This window comes from Mucilaginibacter sp. (assembly GCF_028288225.1).
Classification (GTDB): Bacteria; Bacteroidota; Bacteroidia; order Sphingobacteriales; family Sphingobacteriaceae; genus Mucilaginibacter.
Genome location: NZ_JAQBOC010000037.1, coordinates 36,051 through 57,232, shown reverse-complemented (window position 1 = coordinate 57,232; position 21,182 = coordinate 36,051). Strand labels below are relative to the sequence as shown.

23 protein-coding genes are annotated in these 21,182 nt (G+C 41.3%); 16 read left to right on the top strand and 7 right to left on the bottom strand.

Features of this window, described 5'->3' with window-relative positions; translation table 11 throughout:
- Positions 1-247: 247 nt before the first annotated feature.
- The 4 genes from JWQ54_RS29170 to JWQ54_RS11305 all read right to left on the bottom strand — a co-directional run bounded on the left by JWQ54_RS29170 (position 248) and on the right by JWQ54_RS11305 (position 3,743).
- Positions 248-457 (bottom strand): KTSC domain-containing protein, encoded by a 210-nt coding sequence (locus tag JWQ54_RS29170; protein ID WP_367187093.1) that lies wholly within the window; start codon positions 455-457, stop codon positions 248-250.
- A 24-nt stretch (positions 458-481) separates the two neighbouring features.
- A complete protein-coding gene (locus JWQ54_RS11315; RefSeq protein WP_299584606.1) occupies positions 482-2,275 on the bottom strand; it encodes a DUF87 domain-containing protein in 1,794 nt (597 codons plus the stop codon).
- A complete protein-coding gene (locus JWQ54_RS11310; protein ID WP_299584603.1) occupies positions 2,265-3,482 on the bottom strand; it encodes an SIR2 family protein in 1,218 nt (405 codons plus the stop codon). Before JWQ54_RS11310 ends, JWQ54_RS11315 begins: the two co-directional genes overlap by 11 nt.
- A 69-nt stretch (positions 3,483-3,551) precedes the next feature.
- Complete coding sequence (locus JWQ54_RS11305) at positions 3,552-3,743, bottom strand: hypothetical protein (protein WP_299584600.1); 192 nt, start codon at positions 3,741-3,743, stop codon at positions 3,552-3,554.
- Between the two features lie 375 nt (positions 3,744-4,118).
- Between JWQ54_RS11305 and JWQ54_RS11300 the strand changes: the two genes are divergently transcribed.
- From JWQ54_RS11300 to JWQ54_RS11265, 8 genes are all read left to right on the top strand, one after another.
- A complete protein-coding gene (locus JWQ54_RS11300) occupies positions 4,119-6,125 on the top strand; it encodes an alkaline phosphatase family protein (protein ID WP_299584597.1) in 2,007 nt (668 codons plus the stop codon).
- 270 nt (positions 6,126-6,395) lie between these two features.
- Positions 6,396-7,580, top strand: a complete 1,185-nt coding sequence (locus JWQ54_RS11295; protein ID WP_299584594.1) for a TlpA disulfide reductase family protein — start codon at positions 6,396-6,398, stop codon at positions 7,578-7,580.
- Positions 7,581-8,061: 481 nt separating this feature from the next.
- On the top strand, positions 8,062-9,066 hold the full coding sequence (locus tag JWQ54_RS11290) for an IS110 family transposase (protein ID WP_299584591.1): 1,005 nt from the start codon (positions 8,062-8,064) through the stop codon (positions 9,064-9,066).
- A 322-nt stretch (positions 9,067-9,388) separates the two neighbouring features.
- Positions 9,389-10,138 carry an SDR family NAD(P)-dependent oxidoreductase gene (locus JWQ54_RS11285; RefSeq protein WP_299584588.1) on the top strand — a complete coding sequence of 250 codons (750 nt, stop codon included), beginning with the start codon at positions 9,389-9,391 and terminating at the stop codon, positions 10,136-10,138.
- Between the two features lie 233 nt (positions 10,139-10,371).
- Positions 10,372-10,953: a TetR/AcrR family transcriptional regulator gene (locus JWQ54_RS11280; RefSeq protein ID WP_299584585.1), complete on the top strand. Its 582-nt coding sequence runs from the start codon at positions 10,372-10,374 to the stop codon at positions 10,951-10,953.
- A 143-nt stretch (positions 10,954-11,096) separates the two neighbouring features.
- A complete protein-coding gene (locus JWQ54_RS11275; protein ID WP_299584583.1) occupies positions 11,097-11,612 on the top strand; it encodes a hypothetical protein in 516 nt (171 codons plus the stop codon).
- A gap of 153 nt (positions 11,613-11,765) precedes the next feature.
- Positions 11,766-12,227 carry a MaoC family dehydratase gene (locus JWQ54_RS11270; protein WP_299584580.1) on the top strand — a complete coding sequence of 154 codons (462 nt, stop codon included), beginning with the start codon at positions 11,766-11,768 and terminating at the stop codon, positions 12,225-12,227.
- An 86-nt stretch (positions 12,228-12,313) separates the two neighbouring features.
- Positions 12,314-12,436, top strand: coding sequence for a hypothetical protein (locus JWQ54_RS11265; RefSeq protein WP_299584577.1), 123 nt, complete (start codon positions 12,314-12,316; stop codon positions 12,434-12,436).
- A 3-nt stretch (positions 12,437-12,439) separates the two neighbouring features.
- Here JWQ54_RS11265 and JWQ54_RS11260 read toward each other — a convergent pair whose 3' ends face one another.
- Both JWQ54_RS11260 and JWQ54_RS11255 read right to left on the bottom strand, forming a co-directional pair.
- The gene (locus tag JWQ54_RS11260; RefSeq protein ID WP_299584574.1) at positions 12,440-12,730 is read right to left on the bottom strand and encodes a type II toxin-antitoxin system RelE/ParE family toxin; all 291 of its coding nucleotides are present in this window, start codon (positions 12,728-12,730) and stop codon (positions 12,440-12,442) included.
- Positions 12,727-12,987: a hypothetical protein gene (locus JWQ54_RS11255; protein WP_299584571.1), complete on the bottom strand. Its 261-nt coding sequence runs from the start codon at positions 12,985-12,987 to the stop codon at positions 12,727-12,729. The genes JWQ54_RS11260 and JWQ54_RS11255 overlap by 4 nt, the downstream gene beginning before the upstream one ends.
- Before the next feature lie 114 nt (positions 12,988-13,101).
- Here JWQ54_RS11255 and JWQ54_RS11250 point away from each other — a divergent pair, with 114 nt between their 5' ends.
- From JWQ54_RS11250 to nadD, 5 genes are all read left to right on the top strand, one after another.
- Positions 13,102-14,118, top strand: a complete 1,017-nt coding sequence (locus JWQ54_RS11250; RefSeq protein ID WP_299584567.1) for an LLM class flavin-dependent oxidoreductase — start codon at positions 13,102-13,104, stop codon at positions 14,116-14,118.
- Positions 14,119-14,247: 129 nt separating this feature from the next.
- Positions 14,248-15,123, top strand: a complete 876-nt coding sequence (locus JWQ54_RS11245; RefSeq protein WP_299584564.1) for a YicC/YloC family endoribonuclease — start codon at positions 14,248-14,250, stop codon at positions 15,121-15,123.
- Positions 15,124-15,196: 73 nt separating this feature from the next.
- The gene (gene gmk, locus JWQ54_RS11240) at positions 15,197-15,772 is read left to right on the top strand and encodes a guanylate kinase (RefSeq protein WP_299584561.1); all 576 of its coding nucleotides are present in this window, start codon (positions 15,197-15,199) and stop codon (positions 15,770-15,772) included.
- Positions 15,773-15,817: 45 nt separating this feature from the next.
- The gene (locus JWQ54_RS11235; protein WP_299584559.1) at positions 15,818-16,186 is read left to right on the top strand and encodes a four helix bundle protein; all 369 of its coding nucleotides are present in this window, start codon (positions 15,818-15,820) and stop codon (positions 16,184-16,186) included.
- Positions 16,187-16,233: 47 nt separating this feature from the next.
- On the top strand, positions 16,234-16,806 hold the full coding sequence (gene nadD / locus JWQ54_RS11230) for a nicotinate (nicotinamide) nucleotide adenylyltransferase (protein ID WP_299584557.1): 573 nt from the start codon (positions 16,234-16,236) through the stop codon (positions 16,804-16,806).
- 218 nt (positions 16,807-17,024) lie between these two features.
- Here the strand turns inward: nadD and JWQ54_RS11225 are convergent, their stop codons facing one another.
- On the bottom strand, positions 17,025-17,501 hold the full coding sequence (locus JWQ54_RS11225) for a DUF6252 family protein (RefSeq protein ID WP_299584554.1): 477 nt from the start codon (positions 17,499-17,501) through the stop codon (positions 17,025-17,027).
- A 126-nt stretch (positions 17,502-17,627) separates the two neighbouring features.
- Between JWQ54_RS11225 and dnaG the strand changes: the two genes are divergently transcribed.
- From dnaG to JWQ54_RS11210, 3 genes are read left to right on the top strand one after another with little or no spacing between them, the layout of a single operon-like run.
- Complete coding sequence (gene dnaG, locus JWQ54_RS11220) at positions 17,628-19,550, top strand: DNA primase (protein WP_299584551.1); 1,923 nt, start codon at positions 17,628-17,630, stop codon at positions 19,548-19,550.
- Positions 19,550-19,918 (top strand): YraN family protein, encoded by a 369-nt coding sequence (locus JWQ54_RS11215; RefSeq protein ID WP_299584548.1) that lies wholly within the window; start codon positions 19,550-19,552, stop codon positions 19,916-19,918. The genes dnaG and JWQ54_RS11215 overlap by 1 nt, the downstream gene beginning before the upstream one ends.
- A gap of 7 nt (positions 19,919-19,925) precedes the next feature.
- On the top strand, positions 19,926-21,002 hold the full coding sequence (locus JWQ54_RS11210; protein ID WP_299584545.1) for a glutaminyl-peptide cyclotransferase: 1,077 nt from the start codon (positions 19,926-19,928) through the stop codon (positions 21,000-21,002).
- The last annotated feature ends 180 nt before the right edge of the window (positions 21,003-21,182 follow it).

The following is a 21,182-nucleotide window of genomic DNA, read 5'->3' as shown; positions in this document are numbered from 1 at the left end:
CTAAGGACAATTAGGAACCTTTATGCTGGATAATGACCTTACAGCCGCCTTATTAGTTAACACATGGCTTTTCACTCCCGTATATGGATGGCGTAGAGATTGCTTCGAAGCAGGTTGCAAGCAACCAGCCTCGCAAGGACGATGCGGTAAGATTGAAGCGGGTTACCTAAACGCGGAGCACGAGTAGCCCACCTTTTTTGGCCAGCCCGGATACTCACGCCAGGCTGGTAGATGAGTACTTAACTTTTTAGTATTTAGCAAATGCGTACCCTGCCTTTTTAATATGAATGTTAAAATACTGACCTATCGATGGAGCATTTATTAGACCATTATATACTTCATCAGGCACACTATAATATTCGTAGCACGTGCCTCCTTTTAAAAAAATAATTCTTAGAGTTGCTGAATCATAATCGTATCCGATTTCTGATATGTCTGTTGATGTAACTGATTGCATTTCCATGTTTATTTAATTTTAGATTTAAGTTTTTTCTACTTTTTGTTTTCGCCAGAATTCAATGGCCTTGTTAAATTGAGGATTTTCGACTGAAACATCTTTCCACGCTTTAGACGGTTCGGGATCACCGCTATCGGGGCGTGGCTCTATTAATGGTAGTCTCACTCTACTCGGTATTTTAACAGCTTCACCTACTATAATTGCTTCACCCGTTCTTAAAGAAGGTAATAGTTCTGAAATGGAGCCTAAGTTGTCCGGCAATGCGGCATTGATAATGCCTTGATCTTGTGTGTTTGATAATCGTAAAGCTATAAAAGTGCCACATTGAGATAGAATTGTTTCATCCAGATCTGATGGTCGCTGGCTAACGACTAATGCTCCAATACCATATTTACGCCCCTCTTTACATATCCTACGAACGGATCTACTTGCATACCCTGTAACAGTTGCGCTTGAACCACCTCTAGGCAAGTAGGAATGTGCCTCTTCAAAAACCATAAGTATGGGTCTTTGCCTACCAAAACCAGGTATATATCTTCCCCAAAACGAACTTTCAAATAATATTTTCGATATTAATCCAACAACCATATCCATAATTTCAAAAGGAACGCCGCCTAAATCTAAAACCGTAATGGGTTTGTCGTGATTTAACCAACTACCCAAAAGATCTTCTATATCGAGAGTTTCGCCATCAAAATCATCAACATCGAAGAGAAAAGATAATCTGTTGTCTTTTAATTTACCTTGTAATTTATTTAAATAGGAGGTTAAAATCTTATTGGTTTTATAGATAAAAGGAGACAATGTACTGGTACCTGGCGCTTTAAATTGTGGTGGAACAAGATTTTCCCAACTTCCAATTATATCATTATCAGAGCCATCTTTTATATATGCAGCAGTCCGAATGTCTTGTTTTTCATCTACTGTGGCATTTTCTTCAACATATAAGTCATACCATACCTTTTTTAAATTAAACGGTATTGGCGAATCGATAGTAACAGCTTCTTTAGCTATTGAACCAGATTTTAATTTGTCACAAATCCCAAATTTGTGCTCTAAAATTTTTTCCTGAATTGAAATATCTTGAGCAGTATCAGCAGCTTGCTTCTTATCAAATAAAACAAGCGCTAACTCATTATAAGATAATCCCCAAAAAGGAATTTTTAACGGATTAGTTATGTCATCAATGCTAAAAACTTTTGAGTAATCTTTCAAAGCAGTGTGATATTCGCTATGGGGATCGATTAATATTATTTTTGATTTTGGAAATAATCCACTTGTCAATGAACGTAGAATGGAAGTTACCGTATTCGATTTGCCACTGCCAGTTGAGCCGATAATCGCGCCGTGTCTTGAAAGTAATTTATCTACATCAATATATGCAGGCAGACTGTCTGAGGATGCCAATGTTCCGATACTTACTGCACTAGGGCTATCTGTAGCGTGAATTTCCTTTAAATCCTTGTCAGTTACAATATGTACTTCATCATCAATCGTGGGGTAAATACTGACCCCTCTTTGAAAGCCCTGCAATCCAATTGATTCGCCAATAAGTTGAATTTCAAGCCAACGTCTTCCATAAGGAAAACTAGAGTCCTCCATTACGGTCGCTATAGGATTTGAACCTACCATAGTCACGATGCCATATACATTTAAGCTACCCAAAGGAACTTTAACAAAAGACCCAATTTGACCGACTTTGTAGAGCTTACCACGAATTATTGGCGTAGAAGACAATAAGTCTTCACTAATATCTACAAATAATTTTGATCCGATTACTCTAACAATTATCCCTAGATAAGAAACTTCACTTTGCATCTTGTTCAGCTGATTCTTTTAATTCCTTCATTAATCCAAAATTCATTTTCAAATAATCAGCTAAGCCCTTAAAATCACCTAAGTTGGCATTCTTTGCATCATTATCCCAAAATGTCAAAGATGAAATCTGAGGTTCATCATGGTTCCATTCAGCTACGACGCCGCCAATACAACCTTTATCAGGCCCGATTATCGTTAAATTTGGATTATCAATACCATAATTCAATATATTAACATCTGTGCTTCTTTTGTCAGCCCCATCTGATTTTTCGCCATACATTAAGGCGGTGATTGCTAGCCTTTTGTTTGCCCTTAGGGTTTGGAAGATAATTTCGTTAATATGATCATCCCCAAAACTATAACCAGCAACTACAAGTAAAACCTCGCCGCTTGTAGAAAATCTACGTAAACGATCTTGAAAAGTCAAAAATGGCAATCTCCTTGATTCATCATATTTTTGTTTGGAAGGATATATCATCAATTCTGATTCTGTATCAGATTTATCTTTAAATGAAGTTCTAATTATTCTTTTTTTTGAATCTGCAAAAGTTGTCAAAAACCAATTTATAGAACCATGTAACTTCCATAATCTAATCCAACTTGAAGGAATATATAGCGCTTGGTCCTTCTTAATATTTTCAGCTTCAACACATTCAGGAATTAGAAATGGCTGTATAGCACCAACAAATCCATCAAAATAAGGAATCTTTTTATACTCTAATGCTGTTTCAAAAAGCAAGTCATAATTCGTCGTGAAAATTTCAATTGGTGAGTATCTTGTAGCTTGGTTTTGAAATAGCCAGTTTGCAAATATCATATGTGGCTCAATGTTAACACCACTTTTGTTTACTTCAACAGAAATTGCTTTACAGATTTCTGTATCTAATTGCTTAGCTTTCGTTCTACCTTTTATGCCAAATATTTCGGCTTCTTCGCTATCTTCTAAAAGTTCTCTAACCGTTCTAACTTTATTCAGGATATGTTCTATGTTTTCACTATTAGCTAATTTTTTTATTTCTAAAAAATTCTCTTTTAAATCCTTATTAATTTTATCTGATACGTTTTTTGTTAATTCTAAAACGCCTGGTATTCCAACAGACATAGATGTTCCAGCGCCAAAAAGAAAACCAAGTTTTCTTTTGTCAGAAATTAGTTGATCCCGAAGTTGTTGAGATACCTGGATTAAAGAATGCTTGTGATCAGACATTGATTAGGCTTATTATTAAACATAGTTAGTTATTTATTTTAGATAACTAACTATTTAATAAATAATGTTCTACCCATTTGGCGCGAGTGTGTCGCGCCAGCCAAAGAGGTGGGGCACTCGTGACACCGCTGATAAGTATTGAACTATCCAAAAGTATCCGGGCGGAAAAGTATTGGGGTATGTGCCCAATAGAGAAAAACCTGTTAAATAGCGCATAGCCTGGCCAATTGCCGGGCTATGTTGTTTATAAAGCGCTGCCATATTGTTCAGTTAAAACAGGCAAAACCGTCAATTTTAATCAACTCAAAAACTGGAACACACTGATTATAAATAACTTACATCAACAAATCCAAAACACCAATTTTATACCACCTGATTATCAACTACTTAATCATAGCCATAAAATAAAACACTTGATAATCAGTATGTTCCACTGCGTTCCACCCGTTCCGTGTAAAAATGGAACGCTTTGCGGCGTGCAATCCAATCTCTCTCTACCCCCATCCCCGCCACCCCCTTCCAAAATTGCATCATAAAAAATAAAACATTATTTTTATCCAAACCAAACCCGGCGGGCAAACAAACAGCAACGTACTGTTTCCCGCAACAAATAAATAACCTGTAACCTTTTATCACATGGCACATCAATGCAAAATTTCTATCAGCAATATCAATAATCAATATGCGCTCACTTTACAAAGCATAACGTCCGAAGGCAGTTTCAGTAACGTGGTCCCGGCCGGCACAAGCATCCAAAACGGGGCGCAGATCCCTGCCGGCGAAACGCTGAGTTTTGTATTAACCGGCGGCATTATCGAATCGGCGGCGGCTACCATGGTGTGGTTAACCGGCGCTGCCGAAAACAATACGCAGGCCGAAATTACCATGACGTTTGCAAACAACAGCATCCTGCTGTTAGGCAATAAAGTTGATTTAAGTGTGGCCCCGGCAAGTGTAAACTCGTCGTCGGCTTTGCCTGCTTATGGCGTTTCCTATTTTTATGCGTCGGAAGGCAATAGCAACCCGATGGGCCGCGATCATATCAATAAGGCCGGGGCGCATTCGCCGGTTTACGTAAATTATGCCGTGGTGGCTAACACTTTTGTTACCGAAGCCCCTCCAACGCCGTTTTTGCCGGGAATAACCAACGTAGTGATGCTGATGATGGAGAACCGTTCGCTTGATAATTTATTAGGGCAGATCTACGCCTCATCAAATCCTGCTCATGTTTATCCCGCACGCAGCGCTCCGGAGTATGACGGGCTGCCGCTCACGTTCAGCAACACATACGACGATACAACGCTGGTTGTAAACCCGGTTCCGGCCGGTGAATGGGAGGTTCCAAATCCCGATCCCGGGGAACCGTGGTACGACGTTAATCAGCAGGTTTTCAACATCCCGCCTACCGAATGTAACCCATACTCCACCCCTCCGGCAGGCGCAATCCCGAATATGGGTGGTTTCCTGGCAAATTACGCTGCGCAGCCCCATAATGGCGATCCGGCGCAGATCATGCAGTTTTATACGCCGGCCCATCTGCCGGTATTAAGCACCCTGGCCACCAGCTATTCAGTGAGCGACGCCTGGTTTTGTTCCGTGCCTTCTCAAACGTTTTCAAACAGGGCGTTTTCCATTGCCGGCACTTCAAACGGGTTTGTAGATAACTATAAAAAATACGGAACTGATCCGTTGGATGTTATCCAGCCCAGCATGCGGTCTATCTTCCATGTGTTAAGCAATTGCGGCAACGATGATTGGGGGATTTACTGGCACCGGCATGCGCTGGAACCTATCCCCATAACGGCAGAGATCTTTCCGCAGGTGAGGGACCTGATGATAGAGCAACCCGGCAATTTTCAACAGCTGAAAACATTTTTTGACACTATAGATAACCAGGGTACCTTGCCTGCATTTTGTTACCTGGAGCCTGTATTTTACCCGGAAGTGGTGCGGGGCGAAACGCTTGTTGCTGCCAGTGACTATCACCCGCCTTATAACGTTTGCCCGGCCGAGCAGCTGCTTGCCGAAGTTTATAACAAGCTTAGCACCTACAAAAACTGGGATACCACCCTGTTTATTGTAACATTTGACGAGCATGGCGGCACTTTGGACCATGTGCCGCCCGGCCCCACCATTGCGCCCGATGAAATGACTGATTGGTCGGGTTTTACATTTAACCAGCTGGGGGTACGCATCCCAACGCTGCTGATCTCGCCGCGTGTAGCCGCGGGCACCGTATTCCGTTCGCCGGATCCGGGCATTCCGTTTGACCATACCTCTTTTGTACGCACCATACTTGGCTGGCAGGGCATTGATGTAAGCGGCGGCGTAATGGGCGCCCGTGCCGTACAAGCCCCTGATTTTTCGGGTGTGCTTGCAAACAGTCCTGTAAACAAAGCCCCGGTAACGCTTGAGCCGATAAGCTGCACCAACACTGACGCCGACATGCCGCTTAACGACCTGCAAAAATGCCTGCTGGCTATGCTTGGCCGCCATATCAGCGGCGCCGAGCCCGGCAGCGATAAACATAAACTGGCTGTTAACAAATTAGTTTCTTTAAATACGGTTAATGAATTGACAGCATATGTGAAGAAGGCGAAGCGGAAAGTTAAGTGTAGATTTTTTTGTCCCTGGTTCTCCTGAAAGGGAACCTGCGTTATGTTTGAGGGTAAAATTAGTAAGCAGCACTTTCTGCCTTTGCGCTGTATTCTCACATTAGGTTATATGGATTGCTACTTAGACTGTATTGCTTAAATTCATTTGGATGCTTAACTAATTCCAAAAAAACTTTTCTTCAAAAAAGCTTCATCAACATTTTTAATTTCCTAATTTTAAAAAAGCAAGCCTAATCCAATAAACAGGTACGTAAACCACCCGCCATAAAACACTTATAATAACAGCATTCCATATAATATGAAACCAAAACTTCAATTATTAATTCTGTTCTGCATGTTAATGTTTACTGTCAGTGCACAAAACGATACATCCGCCAAATCTAAAATCGCACAAAACGATACAACGCTTAAATTTACTAATGTGCAAAAAGACTCATCTGTTATATTAATCAGCACAAAGAAAGACACAACCACAGCTCGTTTTATGGGTGACCCCGCTCCGCAATTGCGGGTACGGGACTGGATTAAAGGTACACCTGTTACAAGTTTTGAAAAAGGCAAGGTGTACGTAGTTGATTTTTGGGCAACCTGGTGCGGGCCCTGTATTGCAGGCATGCCTCACCTTTCGGATTTAGCCCGAAAATTCAAGGATAAAGTGACCATTTCTTCTATCGATGTATTTGAATCGCAAGTTTCCAGGCCGAAAACCTTAACGCAGATTAAGGAATTTATTGACAGTATGGGGCGTAAAATGAATTTTAATGTAGCTGTGGAAGATACAAATTTTACAGTACACGATTGGCTGGACGCTTTTCACCAACATTATATCCCTGCTGCTTTTGTGATAAATGGGCAGGGAATAGTGGTATGGATGGGAAACACCCGCAGCCTCGATACAGTTTTACAGAAAATAGTAAACAATACCTGGGACATTGAGGCAGAATCTATAAAGAGAAAGTACGCAGATAGCAGTCAGAAATATTTAGACGATCTGGATGAGGCGTTGATTTCCAAAGTGCGCCGCTACCAGGGGAGGTATAACGATCTGGATGACCTTGGTTTCCCTGATTCCACCCTGATGGTGATTGACGAAATGGTTAAAAAGGAGCCAAAGTTAAAATATTCGCAGTGGGTGGCATCATATACCTTTATTGCGTTACTGCGGACCAACCCGCATAAGGCTTATGAATTCGGCAAACAGGCTATAGCATCGTCTCCCAATGGCGGTGACGCTTATGGCAGTATTATCGGAGATATCCGGGACGATATGCGCAAGCTAAGTACGCCGAAAGAGATCTACCTGTTAGGTGCGGAATGCTACCAGGTTAAAATAGATCAGTCGCCGCCTTATTTAACGGTTGGTGGTATGGCAAAACAATACCACGAAATGGCGGAGTGGTACAGGCGGGGAGGTGATAAATTAAAGGCCCTGGCAGCAGAAAAAAAAGCCATTAAACTGTGGGAAAAGGAGGCAAAAAAATAGCTGTTCGCTCTCGCTACCCATGACGAGTTATATCGAAACATACAACAGGCTTGTCACCCTGAACCTGTCGAAGGGCGACGTGCGCGGTGGCCTATCCGCGTGCTAAGCATGGTGCTGAAGCCTTTGCCCGCGTCGTGGTTCGACAAGCTCACCATGACATCCCAACCTTGTCATTTTCTCACTAATATCCCTTTCTGGCCTTTAGATTAGCAGAATACAAATAACAAGTTATTATTATTGTTGTTGAAGTTTTCTTTTTGCTTCTTTTTCTTTTGTTAATAACTGTGATTTTTGTGGAAAGGTTAACACTGACAGAGGGAAATTATCTCTCTGGCAAAGCATAAAGGCTTATCTCGCGATTCAATCCTCTGTCAGTTGTTTAAACAAGCATCAAATAGAAATTAGAGTTCCGAGGCTCATTAGTAAGGTATTGATTGTGTTTAAACGGTTAACCGATTTTATTAACAATTAATACAAAGTTATGAATTACAACTTTTTTATTGGAATTGATGTATCCAAAACGACACTCGATTTTGCCGTCTTTAAAGGCAAAGAATTACTTTTTAAATGGGTGAATGAGAATGACGAGCCTGGCATCAGGAAGTTTTGGGCGAAGTTAAAGTTACAGCCAGGGTTTTGCATAAATGAGGCCATATTTTGTATGGAGCACACCGGCATTTACAACCAGCATTTATTAAGTTTTTTGTATTCGAAAAAGGCATTTGTATGCCTGGAGGCTGCCATCCACATTAAACTCTCGTCCGGATTACAACGAGGTAAAAGCGACCAGATAGATGCTATCCGGATTGCACAATATGCCTATAAAAACAGCATGGAACTACGGCTTTGGCAGCCTAAAAGACAAGTTATACAGCAGCTTAAACACTTATCTGGCCTTCGAAACAGGGTGATCAATGCTCGCAAACAATTGACAGTTGCCCTTAATGAAACTAGTGGTTTCGATAAAAATGCAGCCTATGAATGCAAAAAGCTATGCAAAGCGTCTCTTAAAGCTTTGGACGAAGACATTAAGCGTATTGAGCTAAAAATGGATCAGGTCATAGCTTCTGATGTGGAATTAAAAAGACTTTTTTCAATCGTAACATCCGTCGAAGGCATAGGGAAAGTAACGGCAACAGAAATGATCATTACTACGAATGAATTTAAAGACATAACAGATCCGGCAAAGTTTGCTTGTTATTCGGGAGTGGCACCGTTTGAATATTCTTCCGGATCAAGTATTAAAGGAAAATCCAAAGTGTCTCATAAAGCTAATAAGACCATGAAAAGCTTACTACATATGGCAGCGTTAGTAGCTATAAATTACAATGCCGATATGAAAGCCTATTACCAAAGAAAAGTACAACAGAAAAAAAATAAAATGTTAGTGATTAATGCCGTTAGAAACAAATTGATATGGAGGGTATTTGCACGTGTTAGAAATAATCGTCCGTATCAAAAAAACTATCAAATATCTCTTGTTTAAATCATAGAAATCGCGAGTGTGCCGCGCCGGCCAAAAGAGGTGGCGCACTCGTGACATCGCTAATAAGTATTGAACTATCCTAACTCCATAACGCATTTTACAAACACTACAGCATTTTACAATACTTACAAACACGCTGTTGTAAATGTTGTAACCCTTAAACAACCAGCTGCCACTGCCAATTGCAACTACGCACTGCCACTACTTCTCCCCCCATTTGTCATCCCCACCTAATATTTTAACAAATCGGAACGATCGTTCCTATAATAGGTTACCTTTGCGGAACGATTATTCCAAATATAGAAAATTAATCATCAACAACATGAAAAAGTTAGCAAACAAAGTAGCAGTAATAACAGGAGCATCAAAAGGTATTGGGGCAGGCATAGCCAAAAGCCTGGCAGCCGAAGGCGCATCGGTAGTAGTAAATTATTCTTCGGCAAAAGACGGCGCCGATAAGGTAGTGGCAGAGATCATCAGCAATGGCGGCAAGGCTATTGCCGTACAGGGCAATGTTTCAAAACTGGCCGATGTTGCCCGTTTATTTGAGGAAACCAGTAAAGCCTTTGGTGCAGTAGACATACTGGTGAATAACGCCGGTGTTTACAAGTTTGGCGCAATAGAACAAATTACCGAAGAAGAATTTCATACCCAGTTTGATACTAACGTGCTTGGCTTACTGCTGGCAACACAAGGCGCATTGAAAAGCTTTAATGAAAATGGCGGAAGTATCATCAACATAGGTTCCGTAGTGAGCAGCATAGCCCCGGTTGGCAGTTCTATTTATACAGCAACCAAAGGTGCGGTCGACTCCATTACCCATGTATTATCCAAAGAGCTTGGTCCGAAGAAAATTAGGGTGAACTCCATCAATCCCGGCATGGTAGAAACCGAAGGCGCCCACACCGCCGGGTTTATCGGCAGTGATTTCCAAACTGAAACAGAACGTACAGCACCGCTTGGACGGATAGGTCAGCCGGAAGATATTGCGCTGGTTGCCGTGTTCCTGGCCTCTGAAGAATCGCGCTGGTTAACAGGCGAAACCTTGCTGGCCGGTGGCGGTGTTAGGTAATTGAAAAAGAGTTAAGATAGTAAGAGTCAGGAATCAAGAGGTAGAGACAAGAATCAAGAAGTCAAGAATCAAGAGTCAAGATAAAAAATAGAAAAATGCCTATTTGTAAAGTTATGCAGGCGGACACTCATTTTTCTTAATTCTTGATCTTTTGATTCTTGACTCCTGGCCTCTTGCTTCTTATTTAATAAAATGAATAGCTTTGCTTAATTACAAGCAAGGCTATTCCTGTTATGGCAAGAACGAAAGATTTCGATGAAAATGAAGTGCTGAACAAGGCTATTGCTATTTTTTGGCACAAGGGCTATAACGGCACCTCCATGCAGGACCTGGTGGATGGCCTAGGCATCAGCCGTTCAAGCCTGTATGATACGTATGGCGACAAACACACCCTGTTTATCAAGGCATTGGAAAGCTATCAAAGCGTTGGTTCAGCAAAAATTTGCACTATCATCAACAATTCAGGGCCGGCTAAGGAAAGGATAAAAAAACTGCTGGAGCTGATAGCCGGTGAACTATTGGGCGACCAAAAGCATAAAGGTTGTTTTATGGTAAATGCCGAAGTTGAAGTTGCCCCACACGACCCGGAAGTTAGCAAGATGGTATGTCAGAACGACCAGCAGGTGGAAGAGGCCCTTTACCAGGTGATCAAAAAAGGGCAGGAGAGCGGTGAGATCGCCAACCGGCAGGATGCAAGGGCCCTGGCCCGCTTTACGTTTAACACGGTAAAAGGCATTCGCGTAACCGCAAAATCAATCACCGACAAAACAGTGTTTGACGATATCATCAAGCTGGCATTAGCCACACTCGATTAAGCCTGCTGGCCGCAGGTTCTGACTATCCTAAAATCCTTAAATCATGTTTCAAAAATAGCCGTCTGCATACAATGCATATAAATTATTAATATTGCTATATTGTACACTATATCTGTTTTGCCAAATCGCTTTCACAATTAATTATGCCGATAGCTTTCGACGTTTTTACAAAAAGAACTAAACTGTTTTACATATTAGGGGGTATCACAATCGTAACCCTCCCGGCTCTGGCTGCATGTGGTATATTTAATGTGCAGTTTAAAACCCCTTTTACCCCGCTTGTTGATGCTTTAATTGATGCCCTAATACTAGTGACATCATTAACATCGCTCAGTTTTTTGCTTGTGATGGCCACGGGTTTGGTTCGAACGTATGTTAAAGACGGGGAATTAATATTAGCTGATGACTACCTAATTATTGATGGAACAAAAATACTGCTGAATGAAGCAAAAGGTATCAGGTTAAAAGTTGCCATTTGGAACAGGAAACACTTTGGTAACCTATTACGCAACCGCATTGAAATAGCTGACAAAAATAACAAAACCTATAAAAATCGCTTCGTAATTAAATCGTATGACCATAACCAGGATTTTGAAAAAGTGATGGCCCAATGGCAAGCTAATGGCGTGGCGTTTGATTGGAAGTATAATACTTTTTAATTGGGTAATGCAGCGATTGTCTGCTCAATTTTTGGGAGGATTAAGCCGGCCTGCCAGCCGCCCACTTAAAACTGCAAACTGAAATTTCGAAATTTCAGTCAGTTTACTATTTTTACAGACCAATTACATCAATCACAAACAAACATTGCTCAAATGATAATTATAAGAAACCACGCCGAATTTGAAACGCACCTTGGAAAAGAGATAGGCACTTCCGGCTGGCACACCATAACCCAGGACCAAATCAACAAATTTGCCGAGGCTACCATAGATCATCAATGGATCCACACTGACCCGGAACGCGCAAAAAATGAAGGTCCGTTTGGGGCTACTATAGCGCATGGTTATTTGACAGTATCGCTGCTGCCTTATTTCTGGCACCAGATTGCCGATGTGCAAAACCTTAAAATGCAGATCAACTACAGCATTGAAAACATAAAATTTGCCCAGCCGGTTAAGGTCGACAGTCATGTAAGATTGATAGCAACGCTTGTTGCCATAGTTAACCTAAGAGGCATCACAAAAGCCACCATTGGCGTAACCATGGAAATAGACGGCGAGAAAAAACCAGCCTATACAGGGGAGGTGGTCTTTCTTTATCATTTTAATGGGTAGATAATTCTTCAGATTGATTTCGCAGGAGACGCGAAGCATCGCGTCTCCCGCAGACAAATTTAGTAAATTTGAAAATACACCAATTTATGAAAGTAGTAGATTTTACTTACGATTTCGATGACAAGGAAGAATCTAAAATCAAACAGATTTTACTTGATCAATTTCTAAAAGGATATGATGAAACCGATTCTGTTTATGATGACTTATAAAGTCTAATATTTCCTTTTAGGATGCCTGCTCATGTGAAAAGTAGTAACAATGAAAATCATATTGCTGCTTTTAACAACTTTATAAACAAGCAGATAAGGAAACACGTCAATTCTAATTTCCCGGAACCCATTTTTTGAAGGATAATGCAAAGGATTATTTTGTATTAAATAAATCTTCCTGAAAACCTCATCCTCAAATCGTTTACCTAAACCTGGTTGCTTTTCTTCATACCATTCCCTGGTTTCAAATAGTTCCTTACGTGCTTTAAGGAACAAATCAACGGCATAGCTCACTTTGTGAAGCTTTTTGCCCGCTCTTTATCCAATTGTTCCAATTCTGCCTTAACTTCTGCTAATGAAAAGCTTGGATCTATCCCTGCCTCGTACCTTCTCACGCGTTCATTCAACTCCGCAACAAAATCTTTATCTTCTGACCAATCCACAACCGGAATTACCTGATCTTCGAGTAATGCATAAATAGCTTTTACCTTTTTATCATCAGCTACCCTAATGTAATCGTATAATCTTTCCCTTATTGCTGCTGTTGTCATACTTAAATCTTTAAAACAAATTTAGTCATAAAATTAGAAAGCTACTACACCCACCATATTTCTATTTACAATCACCTTACAATCCCTTCCTTACCTTTGTGTTTTTGTAACACTATGAGCACGAACAAAATCCGCCTCAGCGTATTGGATCAATCTCCGGTACGCAAGGGCGTTACTGCAGAGCAGGCCGTTCAGGAAACGGTTGAGCTGGCAAAATATACCGATCAATTAGGCTATACCCGTTTTTGGGTATCTGAGCATCATAATACCGGCAGCCTGGCAGGCTCAACCCCCGAGGTTTTGCTGGCCTATCTGGCATCGCAAACAACAAAGATCCGCATAGGCTCAGGTGGCATAATGATGCCCAATCACAGCGCCTTAAAAGTAGCCGAAAATTTCAGGATGCTGGAAGCTTTGGCGCCGGGCCGCATCGACCTGGGAATGGGCCGCGCACCGGGCACCGACAGGATAACGGCTTCCATGCTCAACCCATCCAACCAGTTCCGCGAGCAGGATTTTATTGAGCAGCTTTATGAACTCAATAATTATTTTCATGACCGCGGCGACCCGGGCACACCACAATTAAAAATAAGGGCCATCCCGCAGGTACAAACCACCCCGGATCTGTGGTTGCTGAGCTCAAGCGGGCAAAGCGGATTGTTTGCCGCTCATTTTGGCATGGGCCTTTCTTTTGCACATTTTATAAACCCCTTTGGCGGACCGGAAGCAATTGCCTTATACAGGGAGAAATTCAAACCATCTGAAGATATGCCTGTCGAGCATGCAAACGTTGCCATATTTGTTTTTTGCTCGGAAGATGAGGAAAAAATAAGGCAGCACCAGTCACTGATGGATTACCGTTTTAACCAGTTTGAAAAAGGCGGCGGCCTTAGTCCGGTAAATTATGAGGACATAAAAAATGTTGAATATTCAGCAGCAGAGCAGGATCGTATTAAATACAACCGCTACAGGGTAATAACCGGTACTCCCGGCGAAATAAAGCTAAAGCTTACCTGGCTGGCCGAAGATTATAAGGTTGATGAAATAATTGCCGTTACCATTACAGAAACTTTTGAAGACAGGCTAACCTCGTACCGGCTTCTTGCCGAACAGTTTGATTTGAGAGATTAGAGGCCAGTGATCAGAGGTTAGTTAGGATTTTATAACTATTAAAAACCTAACCTCTAACGTCCGATCCCCCCTTTTAAAAAACCTAATCTCTAACCTCTGATCTCTAATCTCTAATTCCTATCTTTGCGCATGATAAAATCCATGACGGGCTATGGAATTGCCAGCGTCGACTCTGAAGGAGCAAAATATACTGTTGAAATAAAATCACTCAATAGTAAATTCCTGGAGCTATCCCTTCGACTGCCCAAAACTTTTGCCGAAAAAGAATTTCAGCTGCGCAATGATTGCAGCAAACAAATTGAACGTGGCAAAGTAAATCTTTCTATAAATGTTGAAAAGGCAAGCACTACAGTAAATGCAGCCGGTATTGACAGGGAACTGCTTCAACATTACTATGAACAGCTAAAGGCCGTTAGTGTTGATTTGAATGAACCCACCGGTAATTTATTGCAGCTTGCTTTGGGCCTGCCTGAAGTTGTAAAATACGAAGAAGAAACAGCATCGGAAGAAGAGTGGAAGGTAGCCGAAAAGGCTTACCAGCAGGCATTAGCCGCATTTCAGCAGTTCAGAACTGATGAAGGCAACGTGCTGGAGCAGGATGTAAAATATAGAATAGGTATCATCCTTAAAAACCTGGAACTGGTTGAAGTTGAGGAGCCAAAGCGCGTACCTTTAATAAAGGAGCGGCTGAACCAATTTTTAAGCGAAGCAGTGGGCCGCGAAAGTATTGACCAAAACCGGTTTGAACAGGAGTTGATCTATTTTATTGATAAGCTTGATATTACGGAGGAAAAGCTCCGCCTCAGAACACATTGCGACTATTTCATCGAGACATTGAAAAATGATGATGCCAACGGCAAAAAGCTCAGCTTTATATCGCAGGAAATTGGCCGCGAGGTAAATACGCTCGGCTCAAAAGCTAACGATGCCAACATCCAAAAACTGGTAGTAGGCATGAAAGAAGAGCTTGAAAAAATTAAAGAACAATTACTCAACGTGTTGTAATGTTGTAAAGTTGTAAGGTTGAAATGTTAAAAATCAACTTTACAACATTTCAACATTCAAACTTTACAACAAAATGAATCCTAACGGCAAACTCATCATATTTTCGGCACCATCCGGGGCAGGCAAAACTACCATTGTACAACACTTGCTTAAAAAAGTGCCTGAGCTGGAGTTTTCTATTTCGGCAACTACCCGCAAAGCACGCGGTGAAGAAGTAAACGGCGAGGATTACTACTTTATAAGTAAAGAGGAGTTTTTACACCGCATTGCCAAAAAACAGTTTGTTGAGTTTGAAGAAGTATACACCGGCACCTTTTATGGCACCCTGCGCACCGAGATCGAACGGATCTGGCAGCACGGCAAAACCGTGATATTTGATATTGATGTTGAGGGTGGCCTACACCTTAAACGCAAGTATGAAGACCAGGCTCTGGCCATATTTGTACAACCTCCATCCCTGGAGGTACTTAAAGAACGTTTAGCCGGCAGAGGTACCGATAGCAAGGAAAAATTGGCTGAGCGCTTTATAAAAGCAGAAAAAGAATTGAATTATGCTCCGCAATTTGATATTATCCTAAAAAATTACGATCTTCAAACGGCATGTAAGGAAGCGGAAGATTTGGTGAGAAACTTTCTTTTGCAGAGTTAGTTTGCAGTATTCGGTTTGCAGTAGTTTATTTGCAGTAGTTTATATATGGGTTCATACAAAGACCTGTTAGTTTATAAAAAAAGCTTTACCTTATCTATGGAGATATTTACTGTAACCAAGCAATTTCCAAAAGAAGAAACCTACTCTCTAACAGATCAAATACGACGTTCTTCCCGCTCAACTAATATTTGTACTATTGAAGCTTATCGCAAGCGGATATACCCAAATCATTTTGTAAGCAAACTAACGGATGCTGACATGGAAAATAGCGAAACGCAAGGATGGCTTGAATTTTCGCATGCATGTGATTATATTTCTAAAGAAGTTTATGAAAGATTAAATAGTTTATCAGTTGAAATTGGTAGACTTATTCAATATATGATTGATAATCCCGGAAAGTTTGGCGCAGGATAATATTCTTAAATTACTAGTGCCAACTGCCAACTAAAAACTGCCAACTAATGAAAGTAGGACTACTATTCGGTTCATTTAACCCCATACACGTCGGCCATTTAATTATTGCTAATTATATGGCTAATTACACCACACTTGATAAGGTGTGGCTGGTGGTATCCCCTCAAAACCCCTTAAAAAAATACGGCGACCTGATAAATACCTATGATCGACTTGAAATGTGTAAGCTGGCTACCGATAATTCAAATAACATCCAGGTTAGCGATGTTGAGCTAAAGCTGCCCCAGCCATCATACACCATTGATACACTTGTTCATTTAAAGGAAAAATATCCGCAGCATGAATTTGCATTGATAATGGGGTCAGACAACCTGGTATCATTACCCAAATGGAAAAACTATAAACTGATCCTGCGCGATTACCAGATCTATGTTTATCCCCGCCCCGGCTATGAAAACACCGACCTGGCTACCCACCCATCAGTAACCATAACTATGACTCCGCTGATGGAGCTATCGGCAACATTTATCCGGCAGTCCATTGCACAAAAAAAGAATGTGCAATATTTTGTGCCGGATGTTGTTTTGGAATTTATTGATAGTAAGCATTTATACAGGTAATTGATTGGGTTGATTTGTTTTTAAATCGGAATCGCTCACGACTAACTTGATCAACACCCAAATTCCGGCGAAATTAAGAGTATAAAAACGGTGTCGCCATGCTAGTGTCGTGTCAATCATGAATTGACGCTAAGGCTTGAGTCGAAAGTCTTGAGTTCTAAGTCAGAAAAAGACAAAACTTGGCTTTAGACTTACGACTAATTACTATTGACTTTACACTAGTTTGGAAGTTTCACTCTAAAAAGCCCATTGTTAAAATCAATTGGTACATATTCGTTGGGGTTACCGTCTTTTAACACGTGCAGCTCAAATGTTCCTGATATAATACGCGTTTTGGTGCTATAACTTAAAATAGTCAGCGAGCTGCTTTTAGTGGTATCCAACCTGTAATGACTTGTTAAAACATCCATGCCAACTGTTGTAAAAAATGCCGCCTGGGTGCCGGTTAGCGGGTAGGTGCCGAGGCCATTAAATTTTATGTTAATATAAATTTGTTCCTCCCCCGCTGGCTTTAATGCTGTTAGCCTTAAGCTGTCGCCGGGTATAGCAGATGCACTTCCCTGCCCTCCCCAGCCTGCACCGTTTTTATTTGCTTTAAAATAATAGTCGGCAGGGACCACTTTGCTATCTTTATGACATGAATAAATTAAAACACCACCAATAGCACAGCAAACCACCATTAATATTTTTTTCATGTTACTTATTCCGCGTTTTAATACAGTACGGTAAAGGTAGCAAAATGCAACAGCAATAAATTAATCGGCTTAAGAAACGGTAAAAAAGCTATTTTTGTGGTTACACTAAAGCACTGCGTTTATTAAATGATCACCAAGCCAACTATCGACCGTATAATGGAAGCCACAGATATTGTGGAGGTGATTGGCGAGTTTGTACAGCTAAAAAAACGCGGTGCCAACTATGTGGGCTTGTCGCCTTTTGCCAATGAGCGCACCCCCTCGTTCACAGTATCACCGGCTAAGGGAATTTTTAAAGATTTTTCATCAGGTAAGGGTGGCTCGGCCATTACTTTTTTAATGGAACTGGAGAAGTTTACTTATCCCGAAGCGCTGAAGTGGCTGGCAAAAAAATACGGCATTGAGGTTGAAGAAACGGTTGAGGCCTCTGAAAACCGCGAAGAAGAAAACCACCGCGAAAGCCTGATGATCGTTTCCGGCTACGCAGCTAAATTTTTCCATGAAAGCCTGCTTGAAACAGATGAAGGAAAAAACATCGGCTTAAGCTATTTTAAGGAGCGTGGTTTTAGCGGCGATACCATCAAAAAGTTTGAGTTGGGCTACTCGCCCGATCAATGGGAGGCATTTACCGGCCAGGCCCTGAAGGAGGGCTACCAGCAGCAGTTTTTAGAAGAAAGCGGCCTCTCGGTTAAGCGCGACAACGGATCACTGTATGATCGTTATCGCGGCCGTGTAATGTTCCCCATCCATAGCTTTACCGGCAGGGTAATAGCCTTTGGCGGCCGGACGCTTAAAAACGATAAAAATGTACCCAAATATGTAAACTCGCCCGAGTCGGAGATCTACCATAAATCAAATGTGCTTTATGGCCTTTACTTTGCCAAAAAGGCTATCCGCGAGGAAGATAACTGCTTTTTGGTTGAAGGCTACGCAGATGTGCTCTCGGTACACCAGGCGGGGATCGAGAATGTGGTGGCATCATCCGGCACTTCATTAACCGTTGAGCAGATCAGGCTTATTGGCCGTTTTACAAAAAATATAACCATTTTGTATGATGGCGATGCAGCCGGAATAAAAGCCTCGCTCCGCGGTTTGGATATGATCCTTGAGGAAGGCCTTAACGTTAAGGTGGTCCTTTTCCCGGATGGGCATGATCCTGACTCGTACGTACGCAACTTCGGCACAAATGGCTTTAAAAAGCATATTGCTGATAACAAGAAAGATTTTATTCTTTTTAAAACTGATATCCTGCTAAAAGAAGTAGGGAACGACCCGATAAAAAAGGCAGATGTAATAAGGGAAATTGTTGAAAGCGTTGCAAAGATCCCCGATTCAATAAAAGCATCGGTATTTATAAAAGAATGCAGTTATTTATTGCAGATAGATGAACGCGCGCTGTTATCTGAGCTGAACAAAATGCGGATGGCGAAAGCCAAAAAAGATTCGCAGCAGCAAATTTCAAGGCCTGCTCCGGTTGATGAGCCCAATTTTTTTGATGAACCGGAGATAAAGGTTGAAAAAGATGATTCAAATCAGGAAAAGGAAATCATCCGGCTTTTGCTGTTATATGGCAATAAGGTTATCGACTGGGATGGGATAGCCAATACTTACATCGGTCCGTTTATGATTGCCGAGTTAAGTGATGTTGAATTTGAAAATCAAACCTGCAAATCGTTCGTAGAAATTTACCGCAGAGAAGTTGAAAATGGTGTACTGCCCGATGAACAATACTTTATTCATTACCCGGAAAAAAACATTGTTGACGTAACAGTAACACTTTTAGCAACCAAATACACCCTGAGTGAAAATTGGTACGAGATGCATAAGATATTGGTGAACGATGAACAGGCGAATATGAAGGCCACTATTTTAGGAGCTATCTTCCACCTGAAAAAACAAAAAGTTGGCAAAATACTGGAAGGTCTGCGGAAGGAGCTACAAAAAACAAGTGTTGAAGCCGACCAGGAGATCCTGCTAAACCAGTACATGCACATGAAAAAAGTAGAGAAAACTATTTCGGATTACCTGGGTTCAGTAATTTTAAAATAATGGCGCTACACCTGGACCTGGGCCGCAAAGGCGAAAGCCTTGCAAAACTCCACCTCGAAAATACCGGCTACGAGATTTTGGATGAGAACTGGACGCATGGCCGTTTAGAGGTTGACCTTATTGCATATAAAAACAAGGTGATTATATTTACCGAAGTAAAAACCCGCACCGGCAATTGGTTTGGCGAACCGGAAGATTTTGTGGATGCCCGCAAACAAAGATTATTGGTTGAGGCGGCAGAGGAGTATATTTACCTGATGAACCACCAGGGCGAGGTGCGGTTTGATATTATATCCATTTTATTTGACAGGAATAACAATCACATACTAAAACATATAGAAGACGCGTTTTGGCCAACACCCATGTAATCAAAATATGAAATTTAAATTCAATATACTATTAACAGCTACAGCCTTACTGCTTTTTGGCTGTCCCTCAAAACACCAGGATAACGGCATTACCGTAAGCCCTGAAGCAGGCACCTCCTATAAAACGGGAGATGTGGTTGTGGTACAGGCGCATTATCCGGCAGGATCAAAGCCTGATTCGGTAGTTTACGTGCTTGACTCTGTAAAGATCGGATCGAAAAAGGATACAACAGCATTTTCATTAAAAACAGATACCATTCCGCTGGGGCCGCGGATAATTACAGCTAAAGTTTATACCGGCGGTAAAAACCAGGATGCATCAACCAATATAGTTCTGCTGCCATCAAAAGCTCCGGAAGAATATACATTTAAAGTGGAAAAAGTTTTTCCGCACGATACCTCATGCTTTACCGAAGGGATTCTTTACCATGATGGCTTTATATATGAAAGCGGGGGCGGCTATTTAGACCCACCTCAGGGACAGGTTAAAGATGGTCAGTCGAGCCTGAGAAAAGTGGATCTAACCACGGGTAAGGTGTTACAAAAAGCAATGGTTGATCCGAAGGTATTTGGCGAAGGGATCTCTATAGTGGGTGATAAAATAATCCAGCTAACTTACCATGAAAAAATAGGCTATGTATATGATAAAAAATCATTCAAACAATTAAGCACTTTCCCCAATAATACAGGTGTTGAGGGCTGGGGCATGTGCTTTGACGGCAAAAAGCTATATATGGATGATAGCACCAACCGCATCTGGTTTTTAGATAAAGATACTTATCGCCAAATAGGATATATCGATGTATTTGATGATAAGGGAGCCGTTAACGAAGTAAATGAGCTTGAATATATTGATGGTAAATTATATGCCAATATCTGGAAGCAAAATACTATTATAGCAATAGACCCTAAAACCGGCGCTGTTTTACAAAGGATAGACTTAACCAGCCTTTACCCGGAAAATAAACGCAATGAGGGCGCCGATGTGTTAAACGGTATAGCTTATGATGCGGCTGCAAAAAGGATCTTCATAACCGGCAAAAAATGGAATAAATTGTTCCAGGTGAGCTTTGTGAAAAAATAAAAACTTTTCCATTGGGTGGTTTTAGTTTGGCTAAAGCCCCTTTTTAATTGCTGATTATTCCGTCACTTAAAAGTGGCGGCAATGATTTTTTTCTTGATCTGTTATTAGATAGGCCTTTAATCATCCTTATATAACCCATTTCTTAATTTTTTAAAAGTGACAGATGAGACGAACAATGAA